Annotated in this window: 16 protein-coding genes; 8 read left to right on the top strand and 8 right to left on the bottom strand. The window is 43.8% G+C overall.

Annotation, left to right across the window (positions count from 1 at the left end; all coding sequences use genetic code 11):
- Nucleotides 1–167 precede the first annotated feature (167 nt).
- The 5 genes from OCV36_RS17445 (at nt 168) to phnE (OCV36_RS17465) (ending at nt 5,243) form a co-directional block, all read left to right on the top strand.
- The gene (locus OCV36_RS17445; protein ID WP_135457074.1) at nt 168–1,388 is read left to right on the top strand and encodes a glycerophosphodiester phosphodiesterase family protein; all 1,221 of its coding nucleotides are present in this window, start codon (nt 168–170) and stop codon (nt 1,386–1,388) included.
- Nucleotides 1,389–1,681: 293 nt separating this feature from the next.
- Nucleotides 1,682–2,722, top strand: a complete 1,041-nt coding sequence (phnD, locus tag OCV36_RS17450; protein ID WP_029225257.1) for a phosphate/phosphite/phosphonate ABC transporter substrate-binding protein — start codon at nt 1,682–1,684, stop codon at nt 2,720–2,722.
- Nucleotides 2,723–2,857: 135 nt separating this feature from the next.
- A complete protein-coding gene (gene phnC / locus OCV36_RS17455; protein ID WP_017076491.1) occupies nt 2,858–3,628 on the top strand; it encodes a phosphonate ABC transporter ATP-binding protein in 771 nt (256 codons plus the stop codon).
- Entirely contained in the window at nt 3,616–4,440 is an 825-nt protein-coding gene (gene phnE, locus OCV36_RS17460; RefSeq protein ID WP_017076490.1) for a phosphonate ABC transporter, permease protein PhnE, read from the top strand. The genes phnC and phnE (OCV36_RS17460) overlap by 13 nt, the downstream gene beginning before the upstream one ends.
- Entirely contained in the window at nt 4,440–5,243 is an 804-nt protein-coding gene (phnE, locus tag OCV36_RS17465) for a phosphonate ABC transporter, permease protein PhnE (protein ID WP_017076489.1), read from the top strand. Before phnE (OCV36_RS17460) ends, phnE (OCV36_RS17465) begins: the two co-directional genes overlap by 1 nt.
- A 160-nt stretch (nt 5,244–5,403) precedes the next feature.
- Here phnE (OCV36_RS17465) and OCV36_RS17470 read toward each other — a convergent pair whose 3' ends face one another.
- The 7 genes from OCV36_RS17470 to OCV36_RS17500 all read right to left on the bottom strand — a co-directional run bounded on the left by OCV36_RS17470 (nt 5,404) and on the right by OCV36_RS17500 (nt 8,766).
- Nucleotides 5,404–5,559, bottom strand: coding sequence for a DUF3012 domain-containing protein (locus OCV36_RS17470; RefSeq protein ID WP_017076488.1), 156 nt, complete (start codon nt 5,557–5,559; stop codon nt 5,404–5,406).
- A gap of 242 nt (nt 5,560–5,801) precedes the next feature.
- The gene (hpf, locus tag OCV36_RS17475; RefSeq protein WP_017076487.1) at nt 5,802–6,158 is read right to left on the bottom strand and encodes a ribosome hibernation-promoting factor, HPF/YfiA family; all 357 of its coding nucleotides are present in this window, start codon (nt 6,156–6,158) and stop codon (nt 5,802–5,804) included.
- A 318-nt stretch (nt 6,159–6,476) separates the two neighbouring features.
- On the bottom strand, nt 6,477–6,944 hold the full coding sequence (locus OCV36_RS17480) for a hypothetical protein (protein ID WP_135457077.1): 468 nt from the start codon (nt 6,942–6,944) through the stop codon (nt 6,477–6,479).
- A gap of 1 nt (nt 6,945) precedes the next feature.
- Nucleotides 6,946–7,353 carry a hypothetical protein gene (locus tag OCV36_RS17485; RefSeq protein WP_135457078.1) on the bottom strand — a complete coding sequence of 136 codons (408 nt, stop codon included), beginning with the start codon at nt 7,351–7,353 and terminating at the stop codon, nt 6,946–6,948.
- 59 nt (nt 7,354–7,412) lie between these two features.
- Nucleotides 7,413–7,907 carry a hypothetical protein gene (locus OCV36_RS17490; protein WP_135457080.1) on the bottom strand — a complete coding sequence of 165 codons (495 nt, stop codon included), beginning with the start codon at nt 7,905–7,907 and terminating at the stop codon, nt 7,413–7,415.
- Nucleotides 7,908–7,910: 3 nt separating this feature from the next.
- Entirely contained in the window at nt 7,911–8,396 is a 486-nt protein-coding gene (locus OCV36_RS17495) for a hypothetical protein (protein ID WP_135457082.1), read from the bottom strand.
- Nucleotides 8,397–8,418: 22 nt separating this feature from the next.
- On the bottom strand, nt 8,419–8,766 hold the full coding sequence (locus OCV36_RS17500; RefSeq protein ID WP_017075899.1) for a hypothetical protein: 348 nt from the start codon (nt 8,764–8,766) through the stop codon (nt 8,419–8,421).
- A 310-nt stretch (nt 8,767–9,076) separates the two neighbouring features.
- On the opposite strand from OCV36_RS17500, the gene OCV36_RS17505 reads away from it, so the two are divergent.
- On the top strand, nt 9,077–9,661 hold the full coding sequence (locus OCV36_RS17505; RefSeq protein ID WP_102551294.1) for a hypothetical protein: 585 nt from the start codon (nt 9,077–9,079) through the stop codon (nt 9,659–9,661).
- Nucleotides 9,662–9,838: 177 nt separating this feature from the next.
- On the opposite strand, the gene glgC is transcribed toward OCV36_RS17505, so the two are convergent.
- Nucleotides 9,839–11,062, bottom strand: a complete 1,224-nt coding sequence (glgC, locus tag OCV36_RS17510) for a glucose-1-phosphate adenylyltransferase (protein ID WP_135457084.1) — start codon at nt 11,060–11,062, stop codon at nt 9,839–9,841.
- Nucleotides 11,063–11,462: 400 nt separating this feature from the next.
- Between glgC and ompW the strand changes: the two genes are divergently transcribed.
- Together ompW and OCV36_RS17520 are read left to right on the top strand one after the other, a co-directional pair.
- Nucleotides 11,463–12,104 carry an outer membrane protein OmpW gene (ompW, locus tag OCV36_RS17515; protein WP_017075902.1) on the top strand — a complete coding sequence of 214 codons (642 nt, stop codon included), beginning with the start codon at nt 11,463–11,465 and terminating at the stop codon, nt 12,102–12,104.
- 202 nt (nt 12,105–12,306) lie between these two features.
- Nucleotides 12,307–14,133: a choice-of-anchor I family protein gene (locus OCV36_RS17520; RefSeq protein WP_135457086.1), complete on the top strand. Its 1,827-nt coding sequence runs from the start codon at nt 12,307–12,309 to the stop codon at nt 14,131–14,133.
- Nucleotides 14,134–14,187 lie beyond the last annotated feature (54 nt).

Genomic DNA, 14,187 nt, shown 5'->3' on the forward strand with positions numbered 1-14,187 from the left:
TAAAAGAGCTTTAACATTTGGCACAATGCGTGCAATCCCTACGTTGTGGCATACGTTCACATGAGGTTATCCGGTGTTTGTCTGAAGGCAATACTTCCAGTTCAAATACGGAATGATCGAATAAAGGAAATTAGAAAAATAATTGCTTGTTGCAAGGAGATACAAACATGAAGCAAATACTGAAGGGTTCTATTGCTCTGATACTAGGCGTTAGCTCAATGACGGCATGGGCCGCTGCAGAGCCTGCAAACTTAGGACCTCGTCCCCTCTTTTTAGTTAACAATATGGATGAGAGCCCCTTGAAAACCAAGCTACTGAGTTGTAGCGAAGGACCTTTCCATCGTAGTGATTTTTCTATCGGACACCGTGGCGCTGCAATGCAGTTTCCTGAGCACACCAAAGAATCCTACTTAGCCGCGATTCAAATGGGCGCGGGTGTCGTCGAGTGTGATGTCACCTTCACGAAAGATCAGGCGTTGGTATGTCGTCACTCACAAAGTGATCTGCATACAACAACAGATGTATTGGCGCGCCCGGATCTTGCTAAGAAGTGTTCGACTCCATTTAAGCCAGCGAACCTGGCGACGGGTGAGGATGCTCAAGCTGAGTGTCGTACTTCTGATTTCACACTTGCGGAATTTAGGACGTTAAAAGGCAAAATGGACGGCGCGAACCCGAAAGCGACCACGGTGGAAGAGTACATGAATGGCACTCCGGGCTGGAGAACTGACCTTTACAGCCAGAGTGGGACACTGATGACACACGCTGAAAGCGCGGCGTTGTTTAAAGAACACGGGGTGAAGGTAACCCCTGAATTGAAATCGGCTGCTGTAGAAATGCCTTTCAATGGCTTTAGCCAAGAGATGTACGCGCAAAAGCTGGTGGATGAGTTAAAAGATGCCGGTTTCAAACCTGCTGAAACTTACTTGCAGTCGTTCAACCTTGACGATGTGAAGTACTGGATTAAGGAAACGCCTAAGTTCGGTAAACAGGCCGTTTATCTTGATGACCGTGTTTATGAGCAAGCGGACTTTGTCGCCTCTGCTGAAAACATGAAAGAGCTACACGACGCTGGTGTGAATATTATTGCACCACCTTTGTTTGCTCTGGTTGATTTAGACGAGAAAAACGAACTGGTTGCGTCAAACTACGCGAAATTGGCGAAAGATGCAGATCTCGAGATCATCGCATGGACATTAGAGCGCTCAGGCCCACTTGCTCAAGGCGGTGGCTGGTATTACAAGAGCGTGACAGACGGTATCAATAATGATGGCGATATGATGAAAATGCTCGATGTACTGGCGCAAGACGTGGGTGTGATGGGCGTATTCAGCGATTGGCCTGCAACCGTGACTTACTACGCTAACTGTATGGACAGCGATGCCTAGGCGTTGACGGGCTATCGGTTTTGACTCTTGATCGTTAATCGAATCGTTCAATCAAGAAATAATAAAAGAAAAAGCAGTGAACCAAAGAGCCTTCGGGCTCTTTTTTTACCATTAAAATTACTGGGACATAAATGACCCAAATGTCAGCTTTTGAGTTGGACATGAATGACACAAAAGTAATTGTCGAAAATTGAATTTATATTAACACATTGATTTTAAATGATTTAAAAGATGGCACAAAGGCTGCAATGACCAAGGTGACTTTCAACGATAAGTAAAAATAAGGTTTGAATATGAAAATCAGTGTTAAAGGACTGTTAATCGCTAGCTCATTACTGCTTCCTTCAATGGCTATGGCAAGCGAATGCTCTAGCCGTGGTGTGTTAGACGATCGATACTGTGACGAAAACCAAGATTTGGTGGCCGATTCACCAAAGAATCCAGACGAGTGGAATGACCCAAGTACGCTTGTGTTTACCTACACTCCGGTAGAAGACCCAGCGTTGTACAAAGATGCGTTCGCGGACTTCCAAGCACACTTAAGTAAGGTTACCGGCAAGCGAGTGATTTACTACACCGTGCACTCGAACTCAGCGCAAGTAGAAGCGATGCGTTCAGGTCGATTGCATGTTGCTGGTTTCTCTACAGGCCCTACGGGCTATGCGGTAAACCTTGCGGGTTACGTTCCAATTGCAGTGAAAGGCGATGAGTCTGGCTTCCAAGGCTACAACCTAATCACGATTGTGCGTAAAGATAGCGGCATTAATAAAATGTCTGATCTTAAAGGGAAAAAAGTTGCACATACTTCTGCATCATCAAACTCTGGCAACCTTGCTCCTCGTGCGCTATTCCCAGCGAAAGGCTTAGTACCAGATGAGGATTACAAAGTTCTGTACTCAGGTAAACATGACCAATCTATTCTAGGTGTATTCAACGGAGACTATGATGCAGCACCTGTGGCATCGGATGTGTACGATCGTATGGTTGCAGCGGGTCGTGTCGACGATTCTGAACTGAAGATCATCTATCGTAGCCCTCGTTTCCCAACCTCTGCTTTTGGTTATGCTTACAACCTGAAACCAGAACTTGCTGAGAAGATAACCGAAGCTTTCTTTAGCTACCGCTTTACACCTGAAATGAGTGCATCGTTCAAGGGCGCAGATCGTTTCTCACCGATTAGCTACAAAGAAGAGTGGGATGTGATTCGTGATATCGCACATGCAACAGGTACGGCTTACACCAAAGCTGGCCTAAAGAAATTGGCAGAGAAAGACGCAGCGAAGCGTGCTAAGAAAAAGGCAGCAGAGCTAGCAAAACAAGCCGATAGCCAGTAATTCCCTTCGTTAATTAGCTACTTAGCTATTACGTTATTTAATCATTTAGCTTATTCACTGAGTAAGCTTATTTAAAATCTATGCCCTCACGGGTAGGGCATAGATCATTTTAAAATTCGCACAAGGAAATGCAGTATGGCCGTAGCAAGCTATGAAGGAATAAAGATAAACAACCTTTTTCATGAATACGTGGCAGGCAAGCCAATCCTTAAAGGTATTAATATTGATATCGATGAGCCGGGAATTATCGCAATTATTGGCCCATCGGGTACTGGTAAAAGTACACTTCTCCGTTGTATCAACCGCCTTAATGACCCAAGCCAAGGCGAGATTATTTTTGATGGTGCCGATCTGACCCAATTAAAAGGGCAAGCGTTACGCAGACAGCGCCGTCATATAGGAATGGTTTTTCAAGAATATAATCTTGTTGAACGTTTGACGGTTATCGAGAACGTGCTGAGTGGCCGTTTGGGTTATATGACAGCTTGGAATGCATGGCGTCGTAACTACTCTCCACAAGACTTAGCAAAAGCCTTCGAGTTGCTTGAATTTGTTGGCTTACAGGACTTTGCAAACCAACGTGCTGACAGCTTATCGGGTGGTCAGAGACAGCGTGTCGGTATAGCTCGCGCTGTTATGCAAGACCCATATGTTTTATTAGCAGACGAACCAACTTCATCGCTTGACCCAAAAACTGCGGTTGAGATCATGGAGCTCATGGAAACATTTGCAGAGCAGAAAAATATCCCAGTGTTGGTTAACATTCATGATGTGAACTTAGCGAAACGTTATGCCAAGCGCATTATTGGTATGTGTAATGGCAAGGTGCATTACGACGGCAGTCCTGAAGGTATCTCTGAGGACGACCTGAAAATTATCTATGGGGGTGAGTCATGGCTGGATTAACCCCAAGTTCATCGCCAAGCGTACCGTCAAACCAGTCGCCAGCGAAGCATGAAAATCCGTTTAAAACCTCTTGGACGAATCGCGCGATCATTGCAGCTATCGTTGCTTACCTGTTCTACAGTTTTTCGACGCTAGGACTAACTTTTGATCGCTTGGTCATCGGTTTTGGCGAAAGTGAGCGGTTACTATCACGAATGTTTCCGCCAGATTTTTCACGTACCAGTCTACTATTGAGTGGCTTAGCCGAAAGCTTACAGATTGCCATTATCTCAAGCTTTTTTGGTATCGTAATTTCATTGTTTCTTGGCTTACTTGCCGCAAGAAACATGATGCCCTCAATTGTATCAACGCCAATTCGTTGCTTCATCGCACTGTGTCGTTCTTTTCACCCAGTGATCATTGCCATCCTATTTGTAAAAGCGGTGGGTTTTGGAGCTTTGGCCGGTATCTTGACCTTGGTCTTCGCATCAATTGGTTTTATCGCCAAGCTTTTTGCTGAGGCAATTGAAGAGATCTCTTTTAAACCTGTGGAAGCGATTAAAGCAACGGGCGCAAGTTTTACTAGTGTCATCTTGTATGCCGTTATGCCTCAGGTATTTACCCGTTTCATTGGCTTTGCAAGTTACCAGTTGGATTCAAATCTACGTAATTCAACCATGGTCGGTATTGTAGGTGCTGGTGGCCTTGGTGGTACTCTTTTCTCGGCATTCCAGCGTTTCGACTATGACTTTGTCGCGGCTATTTTGATGACTATTATCGCTCTGATTCTTGTGGGTGAATTCCTTTCCAACATTGTTAGGAGGATCTTCTAATGACAACTGCATCTATCGATAAAGAGTGGCAACGCTTTACACCTAACGAACGCATTGCTCGTTTTGCCGTTTATCTCAGCTTAGTGTGTGCCATCGTTTGGTCTTGGCAGACGGTTGAAGTGATACCTGAGTTTTTATACGACGCACCTGCACAGTTTGTCGACATGTTTGAGCGAATGGTGCCAGTGGACTATGCGTTTTACCCTGAGTCGATTCACGCAGCGATGATCGAAACGTTACATATCGCCACCTTAGGGACACTTTTTACCTTGGTGTTTGCGATTCCTTTGGCGTTAATGAATGCGCCAAATATCACACCCAATAAAGCGCTGAACTGGATTGCTCAATTCTTTCTCGTGTCTTCACGCTCTGTGAACTCATTGGTTTGGGCGTTGTTGTTCATCGCACTGTTTGGCCCCGGTGTGCTCGCAGGCATTATGGCGATTGCCATACGCAGTATCGGCTTTGTAGGGAAGCTGTTAGCGGAAGCGATTGCCGAAGTGAACATGGGGCCAATTGAAGCTCTGCGCGCAACAGGGGCTTCGTGGATGAGTGTTTTGCTCAAAGGGTATTGGCCACAAGTGATGCCAGCGTTCTACTCCATCGTATTGTTCCGTTGGGACATCAATGTACGTGAATCTGCGGTACTGGGTTTGGTGGGCGCTGGTGGTATTGGCGTGGTGCTTAACGATGCGCAGAACCTATTTGAGTGGCAAAAAGTGTCGATGGTATTAGTGAGTATCTTCGCGGTAGTTATCGTTGCAGAAGCCGTAGTGATCCACATCCGTAACAAACTCATATAGACAGATTGTTGTGTGGCGCGTTCTGTGTGGTATGTGCTGCGTGAAAGTTGAGAGCTTATATCTAGCACTTTGAAGCTCAAACGACCCTAGGTACTTCGGTCTACCTAGCGGTCGTTTTTTTATCTAAAAAGACAAATATGTTGGAATGGTGAGTGCTTTTTTAGAAAATACAATGCTTGGCAAAATCACCGGCTTCGTTAGCCGTCCAGTCACCTTTAGGCTTCTCTTTCATATCAACACACCAGGCTTCACTGCCTACTTCTGTGCAAGCCATAAGTTGAGAGGCTAGAAATAGAATTAGCGCGACTTTTTTCATAGTAAATATCTCTTCATTGGCTATAAATTACCGTCCATAACTTTGCTCAGTATTACAAGTTATTGCTAGGATCGCCAAACGTTTATACACGTTTATCTGGGGAGGTACTTCGAGGCTGAATTTAAGAAAAATAGTGCAGGGATAGGTTAGAGAAATCGAAAAAGCCAGCAACAAGTGCTGGCTTTGAAAATCTTAATGAGCGTCTATTACTATTAGTTAGTACGCTTCAACTACTTGAGTAATTATACCAACTTCATCTCTTGGATGATGTCTGAAGCAATCTCTGGCTTCGTACTGGTTGGTTTCTCGTGTAGATCGGCTTTTAATTGTCCCTTACGGTTACTTAGTCCTACTTCAAGTTTTTTGAGTGCTGAAGCGATAGCTGGATACATAACGTCATTTGTTGCTTTTGCTGTTACACGTACACCTTCATAGTTGGTGAAAACTTCAACCTGATGTTGGCTGTGTTCTTTTGTGATGATAATGTCGCAACTAATCAGTGATGGGAAATGGTTAGATATCTTCTCGAATTTACTTTCGATGTCTTTACGTGACTCGTCGTTAATTGATACGTGATGTGTTTGAACATTTATTTTCATAAATCATACCTTTCCAATGACTGTGTCATTTAAACGTAGCAAACATCGGATGGATTGACCAACCGTGAAATAGCACATGTGTGATTAACTTCAGTGTTATCAAATAATCTCTCGTTAGTCCCTTGAAAGTCCGATGTACAGAGCGCATATTATGTTTCGTGTTTTCAATACATGTTCAAAAAAACTCCATCCTTGATTATTTACTCTACTCTTGACTTCAAACCTAGAGAATTTCTCCGCCTTGGTTTTATAATTCCGAACTTGTCACTCTCTTGCACCTCTCGTTATTCGATAAATAAACACCTAAATAGCGCCGATTTATAGACACTCAACCGCCCATTCCATATTTAAGTGAAACTCACCAGCCGTCACTTGTGATTCGGGTATGGCAATTCGTGCTTTAATTTCTACTTCTTGATTTGATGCAAGATGCTCGACGGGAAACTCAACTCCCTGACGCCAATAATCAATGTCGCCTTCATAGAGAACAGGCGTTTCGACTTTAAATCGAACGAGTTGTGAAAGGCGAGGTTCATTAGTAGAGCCTAGGTCAATATGTTGGAGTTTGAGAAGCAATCGCGAGTCTTTACGATTGGATTCCAGTCTTAAGACGATCGCTCGGCCATCGTAGTCTTGCCCAAAGCTCATTTCGCCTTGATTGTTGATCACTTCTAACCCACAACGTTCTCTTACGTGCTTATTAAAGCTCAGAGTTGAGTGATTATTGAATGCCAATGTACAACTGGATAAGCTGATTAGGATGAATGCGACAATAAAACGTAGCATGTTAGTTCACCATAACGCGGACGATAAAATCCGTGACCGCTTGCTGAGTGACAGCGACGTTGCTGATGGTCTGCTTATCCTTTAGTGATACCTGATAAGTTGAGCTTAGGACAATGTCGGCGTGGTGGTATTTGTACTCGACAATAAGGTCACACGTGACGCGATCTGTTTGTTTAATCTCGACAGTAGTATCGGTATAGTTAACACGACTCTCTGTACCGACTAATTCGATGCTCGACCAGTCGATGTATTCTGAATTTGAAAGTGCATCAAAAATTCGACGTTGGTGGTTGTCTGAACCATCCACACACATTTGATTGAAATGCTCGACCTCTTGCCTATCGAATCCTGCGCTCAAAGCATAGGGCGCGATAAACAGTATCGAAAAGAATAATAGTAAGGTTTTCATAAGGCCTCTGAGTCAGTAAGCCCTCTTTGAAGAGGGCTTGCCGTGTGAGAGTGAGTGGGTTAGTTACACTCGATCTTCCATTTTGTTTTTACTTCGTAGTCGTCACTTGCATCAAGATTACTTTCATCAATAGCAACACGAGCGTATAGATTCATATTATTGTCTTCACGGATTTGATCTCGAGTGATGTCTACCCCCGACTCCCAACCTTCAGCTGATTGGGAGATATCCGTTGTCCCCGTTGATTGGAAATACACATCGCTTTTTTGAATTTGGCCATCGAACGATTCCAATTTGATCTCTTCCGCTCGAACTTTAATTCCGTTCCTGTTACTCACCAGTTTCACGGTCGCATAGGATTCATTGTAATTTTCACCAAAAGCCAAATCAGCCTTGTCTTCCGTGGCTTCTATCCCACATTGAGACTCCACAGATGCTGAGAATACAACATCACCTGTTTTGTCATCTTGATGATTTGGCGGTACGGCAATCGCCGGTCCAGTTACGAAAATAGACATGGCAACTAGGCCAAGTAATGGTTTTTTATTCAGCATTTTTTACTCCGAAAAAGTGGTGTTGCTTTGTTTCATCTTCAGCAGGCGATATTTTTCTGCTTCGATTTGTAATAGCTTTAACTCATGCTCCGCTTGAGCTAGCTCTTCTAAACGTTCTCGCTCACGGAGCTCGAACTCGTAGAGTCGACGACAGTCAACTCTATCTTCACCACCAAATTGGAATGTAACAGCTGCGTACACGCCTGCCTCATCCTGATTCTGGTAGTAATAATTGTTGTAATAGCTGTCACTATCTTCATTACCGGTTGACCCATAAGTACCGAACTGTACGGTTTTTCCTGTAGAGATAGCCTGCTCACAAGAAGCGCCTTGAGAAGTGCGAACTCGGTCGGTTCCTGATGGGTTGGATACACTCGGTATCGGGTTTGCCAATGCCGGGCTTGTTAGAGAAAGGCTGGTCAATGAAGCGATAGCCAGTGCAACGACAGTCAATAAAGCTCTGCGTAGCGTGGTTATGATTTTGTGCATCGTGAGTACCGTTTGAATTTGATTAATACCGTTTAAATTTAAGGTTCGTACACACTTCGTAGCTGTTCGGAGAGTCCGTTACCATGCGTGTGCAGATCTTTTTCTTGGTTGTTTGAGCTGCTGGTGTCTTAACATTGATGTCCAGTTCTAACTCTTGGTTCGCATTCAGTGTGATTTTGTTTGGGAATTCTTTGTCATCAATTCGCAGGTAGTAATCCGCTTGTTTGGTGTAACGGTTTACTAATAAAAACCTCACCTGCGTTTTATCGGAATAGGTCTGAAATTCGGTATTTTTCCATTTGTGCACGTTTGCATTTGCTAAAGAGCTGCTCAGCAATAAAGCTGCAGTAATGATGTAAATAGCCTTCATGAGAACCCCAAAATGATGATCGAGGTCTCATTTTGGTTTTTTTCGAACGCAGGACTTACCATTTTGCGCCACTGACATAAGGCTGACAGTACGGTAAAAATGGTGTCGGTTTTTTATTTAAGATAGTTTGTTGTTTGAAATCGAAGAAGAGTGGAATCTTTGAGAGGGTAGAGCGAAGGTCAGTTATGGTAGTGATTTTTATCAATTCGTCATTCAGCATCACAATTACTGATATAGAGAATAGTTAACCGTTGAGGCGACGATTAGTACGGGATACTCTAACAGCATCATTATATTTGGATCCATCACTATGAAAATGCCTGTTAAATTCGCTGCAATCGCGGCTTCCCTTTCTTTCGCTTTTAATGCTTTTGCTGCACCTGTTGAGTTTCAGAAAATTCCAGAAATCATGCAGCAATTTGAAACCGCCGATCTGTACGTTAAGAAATCCGTCACTTTAGGCCGTTTGCCTGCGGAGTCTGAAATTGGCGTTGATTTTCCTACTTATGTTTCAGATGGTAAGGGCGGTTACAGCTTAGAGACAAACAATGTAATGACGGGTGATGTAGTGATTGCAAGCATGCCTAAAGCGATTGTGGATGACATTTTCAATCAATGGCTAGTACCAAAAGAAACCTGGATCAGCAGCTATGGATCATTGCCAACATCGACCACTGAATTTAAACCGTTTAAGCGTATTAAAACCATCAAAGCAATTAAGATTGACGATGAAATGCTCGAACTGATGGGCAGTGAAGATGGCAAAACGGCTGTGATTAAAGTCAGCTGGGATGAGAAAGGAATGAAGGTTTATAAGGATGGTTACTTGGCTGATTATGAATACGGGATTGCCCCACATGAGATGCAAGAAAACTACGAACTAGCACCTAAGTAGCCTTTTCTGTATTTAGAAAGCGCTCTGTTTTTATAGGGCGCTTTTGTTTTTGCACAACACTTTTGTTTTTCAGCGCACTTTTAGCTAAATAGACAGTTCTTATGAACACTGAATTACGGGTATTGAAAAAGGCAACGGAAGCTGCCTTTTGATAGTGTGATTTAGTTTTGTTTAAGGTTATGACTTATTAAATTCATAAGAAGAGGGCACCACAATCACGCCTTTCTTTGATATATGAAATCGTTCTGAATCCGCTCTACTATCAATACCTATTTGGGTACCATCAGGCACTTTCACATGCTTGTCGATGATGCAGTTTTGTATATGACAATTTTTCCCAATTTCAACATCTTCAAAGAGAATACTGTCAATCACAATGGCCGCGTTGTTGACTTTAACTTTTGGGAAAAAGATGGAGTTCTGCGCTGAACCACCTTCTATCACCACACCATTTGCGATCATCGAGTTGATGAAGATCCCTTGATTCCCTTCAACTGAAGCGATGGTTCGAGCGGGTGGTAATTGAGGTTCGTAAGTGCGGATTGCCCAATCGGGTTGGTATAAATCGATAGGGGAAACTGGCTTTAGTAAATCCATATTGGCTTGATAATAAGAGTCGAGGGTACCAACGTCTCTCCAATAAGCATCTTGTGTAACTCTGCCTTCGGTGTCTCCAAATTTGTAGGCATAAACGCTTTTATCCCCGACCAATTTAGGTATCACATCTTTACCGAAATCGTGGCTGGAATTTGGATCTTCTGCATCCGCCAATAGTGCTTGTGTAAGCACTTCTTTATCAAAAATATAAATCCCCATTGAAGCCATGCTTCGTGTTGGTCTTCCGGGTACGCAGGCAGGATAACGGGGCTTTTCTGTGAAGTTGTTTATCTGATGCGATTCGTTAATTTCCATAACGCCAAACTCTTTGGCTTCATCAATCGAAACTTCCATACAAGCCACCGTTAAGTCGGCTTCGCTCTGTTTATGTTGTTTGAGCATTGGCGCGTAGTCCATACGATAGATATGGTCGCCTGATAACACCACCACATGTTTCGCTTCGCTGCGAGAAAGCAAATACAGGTTCTGATAAATCGCATCTGCTGTCCCGCTATACCAGCTATCACCTGTGCGCATTTGTGGGGGAACATTGGTGATGTATTCGCCAAGCTCGGGGTTAAGCACCGACCAACCATCTCGTAAATGTTTTTGCAAAGAGTGAGACTTGTATTGAGTCAGCACCAAGATCTGACGAAGTCCAGAATGCAGGCAGTTCGCTAGAGTGAAGTCGATGATTCGATATTTTCCACCAAAAGGTACCGCAGGTTTTGCACGGTTATCGGTGAGGGGAGAAAGCCGAGAGCCAACACCGCCGGCCAGAACGATCGTTAGAGTGTCTTGCATGGTCAGAACCTCATGTATTTATGATTATGAACATACACTTGCAAGCACTAAGCCAAATGTAACCTATTGAATATTAAGCAAGGTATGAGCTAATAATACGAGACCGCACCAAATTGATGCGCACGAAATGTTGGCTTGCTCCATTTTGATCCAAAAGGTCCGAGCAAGATTGAGGCGGTGAGTTTAACGGCATGACGCACGGGAAAGTTGCATTACAAAATTGTCAATAAAATGAGGCAATAAAGTGATCGAGTCGATATAAATTTACATAAATAATCACAAGTTTTCACAAATTGATTTCCATCAATAAAGTAGGGTTATTGTATGCTACCTTGCACGCAAAATAAGAAATGATTACTCATTCACCAATAAAGAATTAAGCCCTCAAAAGGAAATTATAATGAAAAAAACAGTATGTGGTATTGCGGTTATTGCGGCTCTTATGTCAACCAATGTTCTTGCTCATAAAGAAGGTGATTTCATCATCCGTGCAGGTGCAGCAACAGTATCTCCAAACGACAGCAGCGGCGCTGTACTTAACAATCCAGACCTAGAGTTCTCGGTTGATTCTGATACTCAGCTTGGCCTTACTTTCGGCTACATGTTTACTGATAACATCAGTTTTGAAGTATTAGCCGCGAGCCCATTTTCTCACAGTATTTCTGTTAATGGTTTAGGTAAAGTTGCTGACACTAAACACCTTCCGCCAACGTTTATGGTTCAGTACTACTTCGGCCAAGCGAACAGCGACTTCCGCCCTTACGTGGGTGCGGGCATTAACTACACTGTCTTCTTTGATGAAGAACTTAATGGCACTGGTAAAGATGCAGGCTTGAGTGACCTGTCTCTTGATGACTCTTGGGGTCTTGCTGCAAACATCGGTATGGACTACATGATCAATGAAGATTGGTTCTTGAATGCGTCAGTTTGGTATGCAGACATTAGCACTACAGCGAAATACAAAGCGGGTGGAAAACAGTACTCAACAGACGTTGATATCGACCCATGGGTATTCATGATCGGTGGTGGTTACAACTTCTAACCCTCCCTATTAGTTTACTAAAGGCGCTCAAGCACCAGCCGCTTGAGCGCTTTTTTTTTGCTTGCTTGTTAATAGAGTGCTCATCTTAACTTTCTGTTGTTATGAGTAAAAGAAACCTATTGTCGTCATTTATTGTTAATAAAAGAGAAAGATAACTGTCATAACAGCCCTCTATGATCGCGGTTCTAATTATGGAGGATATATGAATCGTAAATTTAATAAGCTGACTCTATTACTGCCTATCGCGGTAAGTTCTGCTCTGGTTGGGTGTTCTCAGTCAACTTCAACGTTGGTAACACCATCAACGACTGCAACATCATCTCAAACGTCACTTGATACTTTTAGCCTCCAATGCCAGTCCATTCAACAACCGAACATGACAGATGCCACTGTTTCTGGGATTAGTCTGGTTGGTCGTGCTATTGCTGACGCCCCGTTTGATACCTCTGCAGCCGAAATCGTCAGCTACGATTCATGTACCGACAAGCTTTATGTGGTTAACGCTCAAGCACAGAAAGTTGATGTGCTATCGATGGACGCTGACAGCGCACCAACCTCTGAGGGCTCTATCGACCTTCAATCAGCCGCTGCGGCTTCTGGTATTACTATCGGTGCTGCGAACAGTGTATCGACTCATCAGGGTTTAGTTGCTGTCGCGATTGAAAACGCCGACAAGCAACAAAATGGCATCATTGCTCTGTATCGCTCAGACACGCTAGAGCTTATCACCACTTACACAGCTGGCGCATTACCAGACATGGTGAGCTTTTCTAAGGATGGCCGTTACATCGCATCAGCAAATGAAGGAGAGCCGAATGCGGATTACAGCATTGACCCTGAAGGTTCAGTAACGTTGGTGGATCTAACCAATGGTCCTTTGCAAGCGAAAGTCACGCAGATTGATTTTAAGGCATTTAACCAAGGCCAGCCACGCCATGCAGAACTAACCGACAAGGTTCGAATCTCAGCGCCTAATGCAACCGTTGCTCAAGACCTTGAACCGGAATACCTAACGTTTGCTGATAACGGAAAGCTTTACGTAGCGCTGCAAGAGAACAATGCATTGGCAGCAATTGACGTGGCGAGTGCAGAAGTGGATGCGATTCTGGGATTAGGTGGGAAGCCTTGGGATACCGCTCAGTTAGATGCGTCGAACAAAGACAAAAACATCGGTAATCTACAAAGCTACGCAATGTTAGAAGGCCTTTACATGCCAGACAGCATCACCAGCTACAGTGTTGATGGGAACACCTACATTGTGACTGCGAACGAAGGTGATGGCCGTGAATATGGCATCAAGACGACACAACAAATGTGTGATGACAAAGGCTTTGAGTGGGATGGTGACGATTACCAAGGCACCGAAAACTACACCACAGAAAAAGACTTTTGTATTGCTTATATCGATGAAGTGCGTGGCAAGAAGCTAGACGTTGACGCGAACCACCCATTAGCTGGTGCATTGAAAGACAATAAGCAACTTGCTCGTCTTAAAGTGATTAAGCCACAAGGGACACTTGCTGCTGATCAAAAGGTTCAAGCATTCGGTAGCCGTTCTTTCTCTATCTGGGATGAGTCTGGCGAGTTAGTATTTGATAGCGGTGATGATTTTGCTCGAATCGTACTTGAGCAAGATCCTGCAAACTTCAACAGCACCAATGATAACAACCAGAGCGGTGATGATCGCAGTGATGATAAAGGGGTAGAGCCTGAAGCTATTGAAGTCGCTGAGATTAACGGCAAGCAGTATGCCTTTATTGGACTTGAGCGCCAGGGTGGCATTATGGTTTACGACGTAACGCAGCCTAAGAACGCAAGTTTCATCAGCTATCTAAATAACCGCAATTTTACTCAACCTGTATGCACTAAGGTTGATGAAGACGGTGATTGCGACAACGAGACTTACAACTCGAAAGCGGGTGACCTAGGCCCAGAGTCAATCAAGTATTTCACTCGCTCTGGTAACCACTTTATCGCGGTCGGCAATGAAGTGAGCGGCAGCACATCAGTTTATTGCGTTGAGTTTTAATCACGGTTACTGCGTGTAACTAGACTCAACAAAAACAAAAACAAAAGCGCCACT

Source organism: Vibrio echinoideorum, assembly GCF_024347455.1.
Classification (GTDB): Bacteria; Pseudomonadota; Gammaproteobacteria; order Enterobacterales; family Vibrionaceae; genus Vibrio; species Vibrio echinoideorum.